Raw genomic sequence first — 16,260 nt, forward strand, 5'->3', positions numbered from 1 at the left:
GCTAACCCCAATCCTATCCGAAAGCCGATGCCGCCCATGCCCTGCCCGATATGCGTCAACCAATCAAGCGCGAGAGGCTTTTCCACAGCCCGAATGACCCCAAATCGTTGATCGTCACCAGCAACATCAGGCTAAGCAACAGGGCCATGCCAGAGCGATAGGCCCACTCCATCACCTGCGGGCTGACCGGTCGCCGCTGCGCCGCCTCGATTGCATAGAAAAACAAATGTCCACCATCCAGCATGGGGATTGGCAACAGGTTGATGAACCCCAAGTTAATCGAGATCAAAGCCATGAAAAACAGGAAGCTTGCGCCCCCCATCATAGCCGCCTGGCCTGAGATATCCGCGATTTTGAGCGGCCCGCCCATTTCGGTGACGGGTCGGCGACCGGTGATGATCTGGCCCATGCCATCAAGCCCAGTGCGGGTCACGTCCACCGCTTGCTTGAAGCCGACGACCGGCGCTTCCAGTATGCCCACCGGCTGAAGCTTGACCGTGCTGGAGCCGACGCCGAGCAAACCGATGCGATAGATGTTGCCGAAACGATCCTTCTCGATCCGCGCTCCCGCCGCAATGTCTTGCCCAAACCGGCTACCATTGCGCTCTATCTCATAGGGCAGAAGCTCGTCCGGGCGAAGGCTGACGATGGAAGAAATATCGCGGAAATCATCGATCTGGCGGCCCATGATGCTGATGATACGGTCTCCGGGCTTCAGCCCTGCCTTCTCCGCAGCGCTGCCTGCCGCCACCCTGCCGATCACCGGTTCACTCACCGGCGCCCCATAGGTCATGGCGAGGCCACCTAGGATCAGAACCGCGAATGCGAGATTTATGAACGGCCCGGCGGCCACGATCGCCATGCGTTGCCACACGGATTTGGCGGGAAAACTTTGAGCGCGCTCTGCCGCCGGCAAGGCGAGCCATGCCGGGTCGGTCTGGCTGGCAACGCCCATATCGCCCGCAAACTTGACATAGCCGCCCAACGGAAGCGCCGCGATACGCCACCGCGTCCCGCGTCGATCGACCCAAGCCGCGATTTCCGGGCCGAAGCCGATCGAAAAGACCTCCGCCCTCACGCCACACCAGCGCGCGACGAGATAATGCCCCATTTCGTGCACGAACACGAGCGGACCGATCACGGCAATGAACGCCAATACAGTCATCAGGAAACCGGGTGAGGACATCAGGCTCTTACGCTCTCCATCATGCCGAGTGTGCTTGTCCGCGCAGCCCGGTCTATCTCCAGCACATCACCAATCGTGCGCGGGTTTGCGCCGCTATAGCCGCAGAGTACGCGCTCAACAATGGCGGCGATGTCGAGAAAGCCGATGCGACGGTTCAGAAATGCGGCAACAGCGACCTCGTTGGCGGCGTTGAGCACAGCGGGCAACGCCCCGCCCGCCTCTCCTGCCTGCCGAGCCAACCTCAAAGCGGGGAAGCGCGCCTCGTCTGGCTGCTCGAAATCAAGCCTGCCGATAGTAGCAAGATCGAGTGGGGCGCTCGGTCCCTCCATCCGTGCAGGCCAGGCGAGCGCGTGAGCAATGGGAATGCGCATATCAGGCGAACCCAACTGCGCCAAAGTCGAGCGATCACTATATTCCACCAGTGAGTGGATCACGGACTGCGGATGCACCAGTATCTCGATCTTATCCAGCCCGACCGGAAAAAGGTGGCCAGCCTCAATCAGCTCAAGTCCCTTGTTCATCATTGTCGCGCTGTCGATGCTGATCTTCGCGCCCATCGACCAGTTGGGGTGACGCACTGCCGCCTCCGGCGTGACGCGCGCCATTTCGTCCATCGGCATCGCGCGAAACGGCCCTCCGCTTGCGGTCAGGATGATGCGCCGCACCTGGTTCAGATCGCCGCCCGCAAGGCACTGGAAAATCGCGTTATGCTCGCTATCGACCGGCAGCAATGTCGCGCCAGACGCCCGCGCCGTCTCCATCATCAGCCCGCCAGCCGAAACAAGCGCCTCCTTGTTGGCAAGCGCGACGGTTTTGCCACATTCCAGCGCTGCCAAAGTCGGCTCCAGTCCTGCGCAGCCGACAATTGCCGCCATGGTCCAGTCCGCGCCCTGCCGTGCGGCATCGGCCAGTGCCTGCGCCCCCGCCGCAGCCTCTACGCCAGACCCTGCAAGAGCGTTTTTCAATGCTGAATAATGGCCTTCGTCTGCGATAACAGCGACGCTCGCGCCATGCTCTATCGCCAGTTGCGCCAGCCCTTGCGGGTCGCTGTTGGCGGTGAGAGCAAGCACCTCAAAGCTGTCTGGCTCGCGCCCGATCAGATCAAGCGTCGATGCGCCGATAGACCCCGTCGCGCCAAAGATGGAGATACTGCGGCGGGCAGTGCTCATAAAATTGTGGTCCAAGCAAACAGACCGGCAGCGATGGCTACCGGTAGCAGGCCATCGAGCCGGTCAAACAGGCCACCATGGCCGGGGATCAGCGTGCCGCTATCTTTCACTCCTGCCCGCCGCTTCATCCAGCTCTCGAAAAAGTCCCCCGTCTGCGCCAGCACCGCCAGCACCGCGCCCGCCAGCATCATCATTGCCAGGGTTAGCGGAAAATCCCTGAAAACCTGTGTAATCGCGTCAGGCCCGCCCAAAACTGTGGACTTGGATTTTACGAAGGCCGCCAGCATCACCAACATGGCATACACCATGCCTCCATACAGGCCCGCCCATGTTTTCGACGGGCTGATCGCAGGGGCGATCTTCGCGCCGCCAAACTTGCGCCCGGCGAAATAGGCGCCGGTGTCTGTCGCGATCACCACCAATATCACCAGCCAACGCAGCTCAGGCGGACACAGAAGCAGGCCGAAGCAGGCCGCACCGATATAAACGACACCTCCCGCCATCCAGAATGCGCGTTCACCCCAATTCGATGTGATCCGCGCCACCAGCCCGCCAAACTCCCAGAGCAGGCCAAGTCCTATCAGCCAAACGAACAGCGCGAACACAAATCCACCGGCCCATAACGCTCCACCGGCAATGAGGACCATCATCACGGCCGAAACTGTTCGCACGCCCAAGTCCGATAGCTTCGCTGTGGGCGCTGCTTCACTCATCATAGCCCACCATAGCGACGTTCGCGCGCGGCAAAACTCTCAAGCGCGGCTTCCAGCGCCTTCTTGTCGAAATCCGGCCAGAGCAGGTCGGTGAAATAGAGCTCAGCATAGGCCGCCTGCCACAGCAGGAAGTTGGAGAGACGCACCTCCCCCGATGTGCGGATCAGCAAATCGAGCGGTGGCAAGCCCGCCGTGTCCAGTTCGGCTTCGATCGTTTGGGGAGTGATCGCCCCCTTGGCCGCTGCCTTCGCCGCTGCCCGCGCCAGCTCATCTTGCGAGCCGTAATTCAGCGCGATGACGAGGGTACAGGCGGTGTTACCACTGGTCCGCTCCAGCGCCCGGTCGATCAGCTCTACCGCCTCTCGCTCAAACGCGGTGTAATCGCCAATGATACGCAGGCGCACATTGTTAGCGTGAAATTCTTCCAGGTCCGCCCGGATGAAATGTTTCATCAGGCCGGTAAGGTCTGAAATCTCCTGCTCCGGCCGCTTCCAGTTTTCGGAGGAAAAGGCATAGAGTGTGACGCATTCCAGCCCCAGCTCCTGCGCAGCGCGAACCGTCTTGCGCACGGCCTCCACGCCTGCCTTGTGCCCGGCCACGCGCGGCAGGAAACGCTTCTTCGCCCAGCGCCCGTTGCCGTCCATGATGATGGCGACATGGCGCGCGCCATGCACGGGGCCGGAACCTCCAGCAGCGGCGGGAACAGACGCAGGCGCGGCTTTACTGGCCAAGGATCTCTTTTTCCTTATGTGCGAGCGCAGCGTCGATCTCGGCGATAGTGCTGTCGGTCAGCTTCTGCACATCTGTCTCGGATCGCTTGCGCTCGTCCTCGCTGATCTCGCCCTTCTTCTCGTCTACCTTGAGATTGTCGTTGCCATCGCGGCGCACATTGCGCACGGCGACGCGGGCCTTCTCGGCATATTGGCTGGCGAGCTTCGCCAGTTCTTTGCGGCGTTCCTCGGTCAGATCCGGGATCGGCAAACGCAGCGTCTGCCCATCGGTGATCGGGTTGAGGCCGAGGCCCGCCGAGCGGATCGCTTTTTCGACCGGGGTCACATTACTGCGGTCCCATACCTGGACCGAGAGCATGCGCGGCTCCGGTGCGGAGACGGTCGCCACCTGATTGAGCGGCATATGCGCTCCATAAACCTCGACATTGACGGGATCGAGCAGCGACACGTTGGCGCGGCCAGTGCGCAGGCCAGAGAGATCGCCTTTCAATGATTCCACTGCGCCCTTCATGCGGCGTTCGAGGTCTGCCTTGTCAAACTGGGCCATTTCGCTCTCCTTATCGGTAATTCACGCAGCCTCGACAGTAGCCGGGCCGACGATAGTCGCCACGCCTTCGCCGCTCAGCACGCGGGCAAGGTTGCCCGTCTCGCGGATGTTGAACACGACGATGGGGATATTGTTCTCGCGGCAAAGCGCCACGGCAGAGGCGTCCATCACCTTGAGGTTATCATTCAACACTCGGTCAAACGTCACTGATTCATAACGCTTTGCTGAGGAAACCTTCTTGGGATCGGCATCATATACGCCATCGACCGAGGTGCCTTTGTACAGTGCGTCACAGCCCATTTCGGCGGCACGCAGTGCGGCGGCAGTGTCGGTCGTGAAAAACGGGTTGCCAGTGCCCGCCGCAAAGATCACGATCCGGCCCTTCTCCATATGCCGCACCGCACGGCGGCGGATATACGGCTCGCACACGGTTTCCATGGGGATAGCGGACTGCACACGGGTCTGATGCCCCATGCGCTCCAGCGCATTCTGCACCGCAAGCGCGTTCATCACCGTGGCGAGCATGCCCATATAATCGGCGCTGGTGCGGTCAAAGCCCTTGGCGGCGGCGGCAAGGCCACGAAAAATATTGCCCCCGCCCACGACCATGCAGATTTCGAACCCCGCCTCCTTGGCTGCAGCAACCTCTCCTGCAATCCGATCCACAGTCGTGGGGTCAATACCGAACGCCCCCTCGCCCATCAGCACTTCGCCGGACAGTTTCAGCAGAATGCGTTTGGGGGTCGAGCGTGTCATAGGGTGTGTGAATCCGCTTTAGATACAGGAATGGCGCGCACCTTAGTAGGAGCGCGCCACAGTGCCAAGCGCCCATAGCGCCTGTTCAGAATAAATGTGATGCCTTATACGCCCGCAGCAGCCGCGACTTCCGCCGCGAAATCGCTCTCTTCCTTCTCGATGCCTTCGCCGAGTTGGAAGCGAACATAGTCCTTGAGCACGATCGAAGCACCAGCTTCCTTCGCCGCCTTGGCGACAACGTCAGCGATCGGCGTCTTGTTGTCCATCACGAACAGCTGAGACAACAGCGCGTTTTCCTTGGCGAACTTCGCCACTGCGCCATCGACCATCTTGGCGACGATCTCGGCGGGCTTGCCGCTTTCGGCAGCCTTCTCCGCAGCAATTGCGCGCTCGCGCTCCAGCAGGGCGGGGTCGATCAGATCCGCAGACAGCGCCAGCGGGAATGCCGCCGCGATGTGCATCGCGAGTTGCTTGCCAAGCGGCTGAAGCACATCCGCTGAAGCATCGCCCTCCAACGCCACGAGTACGCCAATCTTACCGAGGCCCGGCACAACCGCGTTATGGACATAATCCACGACAAGGCCGCTGCTCACCGACACGCTACCCACGCGGCGAAGCGTCTGGTTTTCGCCGATGGTCGCGATATTGGCGACGAGCTTTTCCGACACCGTGCCACCACCCGGATAGTCGGCGGAAGCGAGCGCATCGGCATCGGCCGCGCCGTTGCTCAGTGCGACACTGGTCACGCTGCGCACGAAATCCTGGAACTGCTCGTTCTTCGCGACGAAATCCGTCTCACTGTTTACCTCAACCGCAACCCCCTTGGTGCCGGCAACGGCAACACCAACCAGTCCTTCTGCGGCGGTGCGGCTCGATTTCTTGGCGGCAGCAGCCAGACCCTTTGCGCGCAGCCAGTCGACAGCCGCTTCCATGTCGCCATTGGCTTCGGTAAGCGCCTTTTTACAGTCCATCATGCCCGCGCCAGAGCGATCACGCAGTTCCTTGACAGCGGCGGCAGTAATCTCGGCCATCATCATTTCCTTTGAAAGAGGTTTTTTACAAACGGGCGGGCGCCTATCGGTATTCCACCGCCAAGCGCCCTGCCCAGAAAATATTGCAATCTGGCGAAACTTACGCTTCGGCGGCGACGGCTTCCTCGGCTGGTGGCTCGGCCAGCGCGCCGATGTCAACGCCCGACGCCTGCTGTGCACCCCGGTTGCCACGGGTGGCTGCAGTCGCGATCGCATCGCAATAAAGACGGATCGCGCGGCTGGCGTCGTCATTCGCCGGAACCGGAAAAGCAATGCCATCTGGCGAGACATTCGAATCGAGAATCGCGACGACCGGGATGCCGAGCGTGTTAGCTTCCTTGATCGCCAGCTCTTCCTTGTTGGCGTCGATCACGAACATCACGTCCGGGATGCCGCCCATGTCGCGGATGCCGCCAAGGCTCATTTCCAGCTTGTCGCGCTCGCGCGTCATCTGGAGCACTTCCTTCTTGGTGAGGCCGTGCGTGTCACCCGACAGCTTCTCTTCCAGCGTCTTGAGGCGCTTGATCGAACCGGAGATCGTCTTCCAGTTGGTCAGCATGCCGCCCAGCCAGCGGTGGTTGACAAAGTGCTGGCCAGATTTGCGCGCGCTCTCGGCGATAGCCTCCGCCGCCTGCCGCTTAGTGCCGACAAACAGCACCTTACCACCGGCCGCCACAGTGCCTGCCACAAAATCCAGCGCGCGCGCGAACAGCGGCACGGTCTGGCTGAGGTCGAGAATGTGAACACCGTTCCGCTCGCCGAAGATATACGGCTTCATGCGGGGGTTCCAGCGGTGGGTCTGGTGGCCGAAATGCGCTCCGGCCTCAATCAATTGCTGTATAGTGACGACAGGGGCCGCCATGGTCTTTCTCCTTCCGGTTGTGCCTCTGGGATTCAGTAACCGCATCTTCCGATCCGGCACCGGTATGTGCGAATCCCATGTGGAATGGGGCGCCATTAGTCGGGCGAGCGCGTGATTGCAAGGTGAAATGGGATGTTGACAGGCGTCAAAGATAAGAACATATAGTGAACATAGAACTGGATAGCGCAAATATGCGTTTGCAGATCAGAATATAACGAACGGGTGTTGACTATGATGATGGCAACTGCACTGATTTTCCCGATTGCACTGGTGATGGCACTGTGCACGATAGGCGCAATGCTGCGTACTTATAGCAGCAAGATGATGGCCGCGTTGCGGATGGAACATTACGTTCCAGAGGCTGCGGCGCCGCTGCCCTCGTTAAGGATGGCGCCCCGCGCCGCATCGCGTCGGGCTAACCTCGCACCTGCTCCGTTGACCCTGGCGGCTCAAGCTGTCGCGGTGCGCGCTGCCATTCGCACCTTGCGATAGCTCATGATGCCAAACGGAATCATCGCTAAATAGAGAGCTGAGATCGCCAGCAGCGTCGCCCATGGCTCCGTGAGCAGCAGCGCGGCAAGCAATCCCGCTACCGCAATCACTTCCAGCCGAATGTTGCGCCGTAGTCTCAGCGCGCTCCAGCTGAAGGTAGCGATGCTGGAAATCATTAGAAAAGCGACAAAACCGGTCCATGGCGCAACGACATAGACGGAACGAAACAGTTCGTTTCCGGTGACAAACCACAAATACATCGGCACGAATACCAGCCCCGCCCCGGTCGGCGCGGGAACGCCGGTCATGTAACCGGCGGATTTGTGCGGCTGCTCGTCCGCGTCGATCGCGGCGTTGAAGCGGGCGAGGCGCAGCGCACACATCAGAGCATGCGCCAGAGCCAGAACCCAGCCGAGCTTGGGCAGATATTGCAATGACCACAGATAGATGATGATCGCGGGTGAAACACCAAAGGCGATACTGTCTGATAGCGAATCCAGCTCAGCGCCAAAACGGCTCTCTCCATGCAGCAGCCGCGCGATCCGCCCGTCCAGCCCGTCCAGCACCCCGGCGAGAATCACGCTGCCAACCGCCAGCTCCCACTGCCCGCTCATGGCAAAGCGTACGCCGGTAAGGCCAAAGCACAGCGCCATCGCCGTAACAGCATTGGGCGCGACCTGGCGCAAAGATATGCCGCGCCGTAACCCTCTTGGAACCGCGCGGCGGCGCCTCACTGCAAAATCCCGCGAATTGGCTCTGCCTCGCCGAGCTTCGCGATCACGGTCTCGCCCGCCACGGTGCGCTGGCCCAGCACCACGCGTGGGACTGTGCCTGCGGGGAGATACATGTCGACCCTACTGCCGAAACGGATGAGGCCAATGCGCTGGCCCGCGGCCACCACTGCACCGGGCTTTACAAAGGGCACGATTCGCCGCGCTACGAGCCCGGCGATCTGGGTGAAGCCAATACGCAGTCCATCCGCACGCTCCACCACGATATGCTGGCGCTCATTATCCTCACTCGCCTTGTCGAGATCGGCATTGATGAACTTGCCGGAAATATAGACCACTTGCTTGATCGTGCCGCTGATCGGTGTGCGGTTGATATGGACATCGAACACGCTCATGAACATCGACACGCGCACCATCGGCGCGGTGCCGATGCCGTCCTCGCCCGCAATCTCGCGCGGGGGCAGCACAGTCTGAATCAGTGTGATGAGTCCATCGGCGGGCGCGACCAGAAGGTCTGTTCCCTGTGGCGTTGCCCGCACCGGATCGCGGAAGAAGGCAAAAACCCAGATACTGACGCCCGCCATCAGCCAAGCCAGCGGTTCCCATCCCACCAGCCACAACAACAAGGTGATGCCGATAGCGATTGCGCCAAATTTGCGCCCCTCCGGATGGATGGCTGGGAAGCGCCATTTGATGCCGGATTGCGAGTCGGCGACCACCGGCGCGGCGGAAAGAGTGTCTGTTTCAGGTTGCATAAGGTACTGTTTAGGCGCTCCTGCACGCCAATACAACGTAGTAGGGCCGTGTGTATGTGGCTTTTGTCAAGGTTTGCCCGCTATAAAGCGATGAGATGTTGAATCCGGGACGCGCTTTGCCTAGAGCGCTCGCATCCTCCCCATATCCAGATAGAAAGCGGAAAGAGAGCCATGGCGAAGATCAAAGTCAAAAACCCGGTGGTCGAAATCGACGGCGACGAGATGACACGGATCATCTGGGAGTGGATTCGCGAGCGGCTCATCAAGCCCTATCTGGATATTGATCTGCATTATTATGACCTTGGCATGGAAGAGCGCGACCGCACCGACGACAAGATTACAGTCGATTCCGCCAACGCGATCAAAAAATATGGCATCGGCGTAAAGTGTGCGACGATCACGCCGGACGAAGCCCGCGTCGAGGAATTCAAGCTCAAGAAAATGTGGAAATCGCCCAATGGCACGATCCGCAACATATTGGGCGGCGTCGTCTTCCGTGAGCCTATCGTCATCCGCAACGTGCCGCGCCTCATCCCCGGCTGGACCGACCCGATCGTCGTCGGCCGCCATGCCTTTGGCGACCAGTATAAGGCGACCGATTTCCGCGTTCCCGGCCCCGGCAAGCTGCGCCTCGTGTGGGAGGGTGATAATGGCGATGTGATCGACGAGGAAGTTTTCCAGTATCCCAGCTCCGGCGTGGCGCTCGCGATGTACAACCTCGACGATTCGATCCGCGATTTCGCCCGCGCCTCGATGAACTATGGCCTTGGCCGCGGCTGGCCGGTCTATCTCTCCACCAAGAACACAATTTTGAAAGCCTATGACGGCCGCTTCAAGGATCTGTTCGCGGAAGTCTTCGAGGCCGAGTTCGCCGACAAGTTCAAGGCAGCCGGCATCGTCTATGAGCATCGCCTGATCGACGATATGGTCGCCTCCGCTCTTAAATGGAGCGGCAAGTTCGTCTGGGCGTGCAAAAACTATGACGGCGATGTGCAGTCCGATCAGGTCGCACAGGGATTTGGTTCGCTCGGTCTGATGACCTCGGTGCTGATGACGCCCGATGGCAAGACGATCGAGGCCGAAGCCGCGCACGGCACCGTGACCCGCCATTACCGCCAGCACCAGCAGGGCAAAGCGACCTCAACCAACCCGATCGCGTCGATCTTCGCATGGACGCAGGGTCTGGTCTATCGTGGCAAGTTCGACGAAACGCCCGAAGTCACCCGTTTTGCCGAGACGCTGGAAAAGGTGTGCATCAAAACCGTGGAAAGCGGTGCGATGACGAAGGATCTCGCGCTCCTTATCGGCCCGGAACAAAGCTGGATGACCACCGAGCAGTTCTTTGAGGCGATCCGCGCCAATCTCGAAGCCGAAATGGATAGCTGGAAGTAAGCCTCAACGACTTTTGGACGCCACGGACATATAAAAACATATAAAAAACGTCCGCGCCTCACCCGCGCGGGCGTTTGTTTATCTGGTCCTTTTTTGATTTGGGCCATGACAGGACCGCTCACGCCTGCTTTATAGATAAGCTATGGCACTGGAGATTCATGGCACAAGCGGGCTGAGCGATACTCTCGTCATTTTGGGGGCGGCGGGCATCGTCATCCCGATGTTCGCGCGCTTCCGCATCAGTCCGGTGATCGGTTTCATTCTGGCTGGCCTGATTGTCGGCCCCTCCGGCCTGGGGGCGATGACGAAGGAATATTCCTGGCTTCATTATGTGACCATATCGCGCCCTGAGGCGATCGCACCCTTTGCTGAGCTGGGCATCATCCTGCTGTTGTTCTCCATCGGGCTGGAGTTGAGTTTCAAACGGCTGTGGTCAATGCGCCGCATGGTGTTCGGCGTCGGCGCGCTGGAGCTGGGCGGCTCGGCGCTGCTGATCGCGATCATCCTGACACTGATGGGCAATAGCGGCCCGGCGGCCATCGGCCTCGGCCTCGCGCTGGCGCTCTCGTCCACCGCCCTGGTGCTGCCTATGGTCGGCACCAAGACGCAGGTCGGCAGCACGGCATTCTCTATGTTGCTGTTCGAAGATCTGGCGCTGGTGCCGATCATCTTCCTGCTGGGCGCCATCGCCCCTGCGAGTGGCGGCGGCGATCTCGCCGGATTGATGAACACTTTACTGATCGGCGGCGCGACCGTTATCGCGATGCTGCTCGCCGGGCCATTTGTGCTGCCGACGATTTTTGCACAAGCGGCACGCACCAAAAGCCCGGAGGTATTCCTCGCCGCCAGCCTGCTTGTAGTCATCATGGCGAGCTTGATAACCGCTCTGACCGGCCTCTCGCCTATCGTCGGCGCTCTGCTTGCCGGGCTGATGATCGCCGAGACGGACTATCGCGGCGAGGTAGAAGGCATTACCGCGCCGTTCCGCGGACTGGCGCTCGGCGTGTTTCTGCTCACGGTCGGCATGAGCCTCGACCTCAAGATAATCGCCGCGCAATGGCCTGCCTTGTTGCTCGCCATATTCGGCGTGGTGGCGATCAAAACGGTCGTGACGGCGGTTCTGCTGCGCCTGAATGGCGCGCGCAGAAGCCTTGCAGCGGAGGTTGGCCTGCTAATGTCTAGCCCTTCGGAAACTACGCTAATCGTGCTCGCCACCGCATCTGCCGCCAACATCATCAATCAGGACGCTGCGGTGTTCTGGCAGATCGCCACTGCAATCGGTCTCACACTGACGCCGTTGCTGGCGCGGATCGGCCATGACGTCGCCCGACGGATCGAGCATCGCGCCCATGCACGAGATGCCACTGCAGACGTTGCGGCAGACGGGCTGGAGAGCGGCCAGCGCACCGTCGTCCTTGGATTCGGGCGCGTGGGGCGGATGGTGTGCGATCTTTTGCGCGGGCACGACCAGCCCTATGTGGTGGTCGATTCAGACCCGGATATCGTGCTGGAAGGGCGGCGCGAGGGATATGCCGTCCGCTTCGGCAACGTCACCCGGCCGCAGACGCTCGATAGCCTCTCACTCGAAAGTGCAAGTGTGCTAATCCTGACGATGGACGATCCGGTGCTGTGCGTGCGCATTACTCAGGCGGTGCGCGAGGCTTATCCCAATCTTCCAATCATTGCCCGTGCGCGCGATGCGGACCATGCCAGCCACCTCTATAAAGCGGGAGCGACCGAGGCTGTACCGGAGACTCTGGAAAGTTCGCTCCAGCTTGCGGAGACGGCGCTGGTAGAGCTGGGTGTCGCGATGGGACCGGTCATCGCCTCCATTCACCAACGTCGCGAAGACCTTAGGCAGGATATCCGCGAGGCTGCAAAGCTCGATTACACGCCTCGTCTGCGCCGGTTGCGCAAGGGGGATGCGGGTTAGTATTTGATCCAAAACAAGCTGCTTGGCTGCGTTTCTTATTTGCAGTTCCGGCCCTCTCCCCCGCCCAACCTCCCGACAGGCTATCTTATGGGAGGTTGGGCGGGGGAGAGGGCTGGTGCGGACTTCCAATCAATGACGCGCGCGCGCCATGGTGATGCCGATCGATTCGCCCTTTTCTGACAGGGCAAGCTTCACGATCTTAACCTGCACGTGCAGCACCTTGTCATCCTGCATCAGGATGGTATCGATAATGTGATCCGCCACAGCCTCGATCAGTTTGAAATGCCGGTCTTTAGGCAGCGCATCCGTCGCCGCGTGCTTCAGGTCCATATAGTTTTTCGAGAGGATCAGTGGCGTATCCGGCTCGTAATGCGCCTCCTGCCGGATCAGCGCGCGAACCGAAATCTTCAGTGGCTGCGGCAAATGCGTCTCTTCGGAGTAGACGCCGGTGAGGATGTCGACATGCAGGTCATCGACCTCCAGTGCCAGAAAATTGTCTTCAGATATACGATAAGCGGCCATGCGTATCCCTGCTCCGGTGCGTTGCGACGCAGAATTGTCTTTCATTTTACGGTTCGCGCGCTAAAGCGCGCGGCTTCCGGGCGCTCATGCCCTTTTAGTGACAGAACAGCAAGCGTGACGACCCTTTTCCCCCTGAACAGCCAGACCGAAGCAGCAACTGAAGCCCTTCTTGATGCTGCCTTCGGGCGAGACCGGCATGGCAGAACCGCCTATGCGATCCGCACGGGCATGCGCTGGCTGCCGGAACTGAGCTATGCACTGCTGGACGATGCGGACGAGTTTGTGGGGCTGCTGCAAAGCTGGCCTGTCGCGCTCCACCGCGACGATGGTGCGCAGACTCCGCTCATCATGGTCGGGCCGGTCGCGGTGATGCCAGAGCGGCAGGGCGAGGGCTTTGGCAAGCTGCTGATGGACAGGCTGATCCTGGACGCCGATGCCCTAGCGGATGCCCCGCTGATGATGATCGGCGATCCGGAATATTATGGCCGCTTCTGGGGTTTTAGTGCAGACGCAACCGCTCTCTGGCGCGCACCCGGCCCAGTGGAGCAGCGCCGGCTGCTCGCGCGCGATGTACCGCGAGCAGCAACACTTGAGACCATCGGCGGGAGGCTGGGGCCAAGGCAAAACCCCTAAGTTCAATGGTTATGCTAGCGCCCCGTGGCAATGTTTATACCGCTTGCCAGAGCCGCACGGGCACAGTGCGTTGCGGCTGATGCCCATATGCGCATAGGGATCACCCCCGCCTGACCCAGCCGAAATGCCGGGAATCCGCGTAGTGACAAAGCCGTTTTCATCGACACCCGCTCCTGCGCCGCCATCCGCGCCATAGTTGGTGATGAAATCAGGCAAGGTAGGCAGCTCAGGCACATCGGCTGCATTCTCAAACTGGAACTGGACCCGCCCTATCGTCTGTGTCACGTCATCGCGGATATTGCTCAACATCCGCTCGAACAGCGCAAATGCCTCCGCCTTATATTCATTGATCGGCGTCTTCTGGGCATAAGCACGCAGATGCACCACCTGACGCAGCGCGTCCAATGTCGCCAGATGCTCTTTCCAGTGATGATCGAGATTTTGCAGCAATATGCTCTTCTCGATATTGTGCCAGCTCACCACATCGAGCGCCGCCGCCTTCTCCGCTGCCGCGGCATCGGCCAGCGCGACCAGCCGCTCCTCTATGATGTCGGGCGCGACTGCATCCTCTGTCAGCCAACCGTCGATATCCGGCTCAAGACTGAGCCTGGCCAACACCGCAGCCTTCAGTCCCGCAACGTCCCATTGCTCAGGGTAGGTGCCGGGCGGGCAATGCGCGCCGACAATGTCGTTCACGCACTCGTGCCGCATGTCGACGACGACATCGTCCACCGTCTCGGCATCCATGATGTCGCCGCGCTGTTCATAGATCACCTTGCGCTGGTCGTTCATCACGTCATCATATTCGACGACCTGCTTGCGCACGTCATAGTTGCGCGCCTCGACCTTTTTCTGCGCGGTCTCGATGGCTTTCGACATCCACTTGGACGGGGGCAGCGCCTCGCCATCCTCAAGGGAAGAGCGCATCATGCGCGCGAAGAGGGTGTCCGGGCCGAAGATGCGCAGCAGATCGTCATCGAGGCTGAGGTAAAAGCGCGAGAGGCCGGGGTCGCCCTGCCGCCCCGAACGGCCGCGCAGCTGGTTGTCGATGCGGCGGCTTTCGTGCCGCTCGGTGCCGATGACGCACAGCCCGCCCGCCTCAAGAACCTGCGCCTTTTCCATTGCTATTTCGATGCGGATGCGCTCTATTGCGGCGTCGCGTTCCGGCCCTTCGGCCAGGTCCTTCAGCTCATCCTCGATGCGGAACTCAAGGTTTCCGCCGAGCTGGATGTCGGTTCCGCGCCCGGCCATGTTGGTCGCGATCGTCACCATGCCCAGCCGCCCGGCCTGCGCCACGATATGCGCCTCGCTTTCGTGGAATCTTGCGTTCAAAACGCTGTGTTTCACGCCCTCTTTGTGCAAAAACTCGGACAACATCTCCGATTTCTCGATGCTGACCGTACCAACCAGCACCGGCTGGCCCTTGGCCTGATGCTCGCGGATCGTCTTGGCGATGCCGGCAAACTTGTCCTCGATGCTCTTGTAGAACAGGTCTTCCTCGTCCTTCCGCTGCACCGGCACATTGGTGGGGATCGTCACCACGTTCATCTTGTAGATCTCGTGGAACTCGGTCGCTTCGGTCGCGGCGGTGCCGGTCATGCCCGAAAGCTTTGGATACATGCGGAAGTAATTCTGGAAGGTGATGCTGGCGAGCGTCTGGTTCTCCGGCTCGATATTGACGCCTTCCTTGGCCTCGACAGCCTGATGCAAGCCATCCGACCAGCGGCGCCCGTCCATCATGCGGCCGGTGAACTCATCGATGATGATGACCTTGCCGTCCTTGACGATATAGTCGATGTCGCGCTTGAACATCTTGTTCGCGCGCAGCGACTGGTTGACGTGGTGGACAACCTGCGTGTTCTCAAAGTCATAGAGGTTGCTGCCCTGAAGCAGCCCGGCGCTCTCCAGCAGCCGCTCGATCGTCTCTGTGCCATCCTCGGTCAGCACGATGTTGCGCTGCTTCTCGTCCTTCTCATAGTCCTTATCGGACAACTGCTTCACCAGCGCGTCTACAGCCATATACAGCTCTGACTTGTCGTCTGTCGGGCCGGAGATGATGAGCGGCGTGCGCGCCTCGTCGATCAGGATCGAGTCCACCTCGTCGACAATCGCGTAGTTGAAAGGCCGCTGCACCATCTGGGCGCGCTCATATTTCATGTTATCGCGCAGATAATCGAAACCCAGCTCGTTGTTGGTGGCGTAGGTCACGTCCGCCGCATAGGCTTCGCGCCGCTCATCCTCGCGCAGGCCGGGAACGATCACGCCGGTAGTGAGGCCGAGGAAACGATAGATCTGGCCCATCCACTCGCAGTCGCGCTTGGCCAGATAGTCGTTGACCGTAACGACATGAACGCCCTTGCCTTCGAGCGCATTCAGATAGGTCGCGAGCGTAGCCACGAGGGTCTTGCCCTCGCCGGTGCGCATCTCCGCGATCTCGCCGCGATGAAGCACAATGCCGCCGATCATCTGCACATCGAAATGGCGCATGCCCAGCACGCGCCTGCCCGCCTCGCGCACCGTGGCGAAGGCTTCGGGCAGCAGATCGTCCAGCGTTTCCTTGCCCTTGAGGCGCTCCCGGAACTTGACCGTTTGGCCTCGCAACTCATCGTCTGTCAGCGCCGATATGGTGGCTTCAAAGCCGCCAATCTGGGCGACCAGCTTGCCCAGCGATTTGACATAACGATCATTGGACGAACCAAAGAGGGATTTGGCGAGCGCGCCGAGCATGAAACCATCCTGACTGACGGGGTGCGCCGCCCCTCGCGGAGCGCGCGCTTAAAACACCGCCGCGATGTAGGATCAGGGCG

The 16,260-nt window shown here is 60.5% G+C and carries 15 protein-coding genes; 3 read left to right on the forward strand and 12 right to left on the reverse strand.

The window, feature by feature from the left end:
* Positions 1-55: 55 nt before the first annotated feature.
* The 10 genes from rseP to EQG66_RS01600 all read right to left on the reverse strand — a co-directional run bounded on the left by rseP (position 56) and on the right by EQG66_RS01600 (position 8,973).
* Positions 56-1,189 carry an RIP metalloprotease RseP gene (rseP, locus tag EQG66_RS01555; protein ID WP_129402762.1) on the reverse strand — a complete coding sequence of 378 codons (1,134 nt, stop codon included), beginning with the start codon at positions 1,187-1,189 and terminating at the stop codon, positions 56-58.
* Positions 1,186-2,355, reverse strand: coding sequence for a 1-deoxy-D-xylulose-5-phosphate reductoisomerase (locus EQG66_RS01560; protein ID WP_129402763.1), 1,170 nt, complete (start codon positions 2,353-2,355; stop codon positions 1,186-1,188). The genes rseP and EQG66_RS01560 overlap by 4 nt, the downstream gene beginning before the upstream one ends.
* Positions 2,352-3,026 (reverse strand): phosphatidate cytidylyltransferase, encoded by a 675-nt coding sequence (locus tag EQG66_RS01565; protein ID WP_342775092.1) that lies wholly within the window; start codon positions 3,024-3,026, stop codon positions 2,352-2,354. Before EQG66_RS01565 ends, EQG66_RS01560 begins: the two co-directional genes overlap by 4 nt.
* A gap of 41 nt (positions 3,027-3,067) precedes the next feature.
* A complete protein-coding gene (gene uppS / locus EQG66_RS01570) occupies positions 3,068-3,799 on the reverse strand; it encodes a polyprenyl diphosphate synthase (protein WP_425470201.1) in 732 nt (243 codons plus the stop codon).
* The gene (gene frr / locus EQG66_RS01575; RefSeq protein ID WP_129402764.1) at positions 3,789-4,346 is read right to left on the reverse strand and encodes a ribosome recycling factor; all 558 of its coding nucleotides are present in this window, start codon (positions 4,344-4,346) and stop codon (positions 3,789-3,791) included. Before frr ends, uppS begins: the two co-directional genes overlap by 11 nt.
* A 21-nt stretch (positions 4,347-4,367) precedes the next feature.
* Positions 4,368-5,102: a UMP kinase gene (gene pyrH / locus EQG66_RS01580; protein WP_129402765.1), complete on the reverse strand. Its 735-nt coding sequence runs from the start codon at positions 5,100-5,102 to the stop codon at positions 4,368-4,370.
* Positions 5,103-5,206: 104 nt separating this feature from the next.
* A complete protein-coding gene (gene tsf / locus EQG66_RS01585; protein ID WP_129402766.1) occupies positions 5,207-6,133 on the reverse strand; it encodes a translation elongation factor Ts in 927 nt (308 codons plus the stop codon).
* A 100-nt stretch (positions 6,134-6,233) separates the two neighbouring features.
* Entirely contained in the window at positions 6,234-6,995 is a 762-nt protein-coding gene (gene rpsB, locus EQG66_RS01590) for a 30S ribosomal protein S2 (protein ID WP_129402767.1), read from the reverse strand.
* Between the two features lie 449 nt (positions 6,996-7,444).
* Entirely contained in the window at positions 7,445-8,221 is a 777-nt protein-coding gene (locus tag EQG66_RS01595; RefSeq protein WP_129402768.1) for a CDP-alcohol phosphatidyltransferase family protein, read from the reverse strand.
* Complete coding sequence (locus tag EQG66_RS01600; RefSeq protein ID WP_129402769.1) at positions 8,218-8,973, reverse strand: phosphatidylserine decarboxylase; 756 nt, start codon at positions 8,971-8,973, stop codon at positions 8,218-8,220. The genes EQG66_RS01595 and EQG66_RS01600 overlap by 4 nt, the downstream gene beginning before the upstream one ends.
* Before the next feature lie 171 nt (positions 8,974-9,144).
* Between EQG66_RS01600 and EQG66_RS01605 the strand changes: the two genes are divergently transcribed.
* Together EQG66_RS01605 and EQG66_RS01610 are read left to right on the forward strand one after the other, a co-directional pair.
* The gene (locus tag EQG66_RS01605; protein WP_129402770.1) at positions 9,145-10,365 is read left to right on the forward strand and encodes an NADP-dependent isocitrate dehydrogenase; all 1,221 of its coding nucleotides are present in this window, start codon (positions 9,145-9,147) and stop codon (positions 10,363-10,365) included.
* A 142-nt stretch (positions 10,366-10,507) separates the two neighbouring features.
* Positions 10,508-12,298: a cation:proton antiporter domain-containing protein gene (locus EQG66_RS01610; protein ID WP_129402771.1), complete on the forward strand. Its 1,791-nt coding sequence runs from the start codon at positions 10,508-10,510 to the stop codon at positions 12,296-12,298.
* A 129-nt stretch (positions 12,299-12,427) separates the two neighbouring features.
* Here the strand turns inward: EQG66_RS01610 and EQG66_RS01615 are convergent, their stop codons facing one another.
* Positions 12,428-12,820, reverse strand: a complete 393-nt coding sequence (locus tag EQG66_RS01615) for a dihydroneopterin aldolase (RefSeq protein ID WP_129402772.1) — start codon at positions 12,818-12,820, stop codon at positions 12,428-12,430.
* Positions 12,821-12,934: 114 nt separating this feature from the next.
* Between EQG66_RS01615 and EQG66_RS01620 the strand changes: the two genes are divergently transcribed.
* On the forward strand, positions 12,935-13,453 hold the full coding sequence (locus EQG66_RS01620) for a GNAT family N-acetyltransferase (protein WP_129402773.1): 519 nt from the start codon (positions 12,935-12,937) through the stop codon (positions 13,451-13,453).
* Between the two features lie 9 nt (positions 13,454-13,462).
* Here the strand turns inward: EQG66_RS01620 and secA are convergent, their stop codons facing one another.
* Positions 13,463-16,180, reverse strand: a complete 2,718-nt coding sequence (secA, locus tag EQG66_RS01625) for a preprotein translocase subunit SecA (RefSeq protein WP_129402774.1) — start codon at positions 16,178-16,180, stop codon at positions 13,463-13,465.
* Positions 16,181-16,260: the final 80 nt, after the last annotated feature.

The sequence above is a fragment of the Sphingobium fluviale genome (assembly GCF_004122115.1).
Classification (GTDB): Bacteria; Pseudomonadota; Alphaproteobacteria; order Sphingomonadales; family Sphingomonadaceae; genus Sphingobium; species Sphingobium fluviale.

Excerpts from the sequence above, each read along its gene's own strand:
- tsf (WP_129402766.1), bottom strand. The coding sequence starts at position 6,133 with ATGGCCGAGATTACTGCCGCCGCTGTCAAGGAACTGCGTGATCGCTCT.
- EQG66_RS01600 (WP_129402769.1), bottom strand. The coding sequence starts at position 8,973 with ATGCAACCTGAAACAGACACTCTTTCCGCCGCGCCGGTGGTCGCCGAC.
- pyrH (WP_129402765.1), bottom strand. The coding sequence starts at position 5,102 with ATGACACGCTCGACCCCCAAACGCATTCTGCTGAAACTGTCCGGCGAA.
- EQG66_RS01610 (WP_129402771.1), top strand. The coding sequence starts at position 10,508 with ATGGCACTGGAGATTCATGGCACAAGCGGGCTGAGCGATACTCTCGTC.
- EQG66_RS01605 (WP_129402770.1), top strand. The coding sequence starts at position 9,145 with ATGGCGAAGATCAAAGTCAAAAACCCGGTGGTCGAAATCGACGGCGAC.
- EQG66_RS01615 (WP_129402772.1), bottom strand. The coding sequence starts at position 12,820 with ATGGCCGCTTATCGTATATCTGAAGACAATTTTCTGGCACTGGAGGTC.
- frr (WP_129402764.1), bottom strand. The coding sequence starts at position 4,346 with ATGGCCCAGTTTGACAAGGCAGACCTCGAACGCCGCATGAAGGGCGCA.
- rpsB (WP_129402767.1), bottom strand. The coding sequence starts at position 6,995 with ATGGCGGCCCCTGTCGTCACTATACAGCAATTGATTGAGGCCGGAGCG.
- secA (WP_129402774.1), bottom strand. The coding sequence starts at position 16,180 with ATGCTCGGCGCGCTCGCCAAATCCCTCTTTGGTTCGTCCAATGATCGT.
- EQG66_RS01560 (WP_129402763.1), bottom strand. The coding sequence starts at position 2,355 with ATGAGCACTGCCCGCCGCAGTATCTCCATCTTTGGCGCGACGGGGTCT.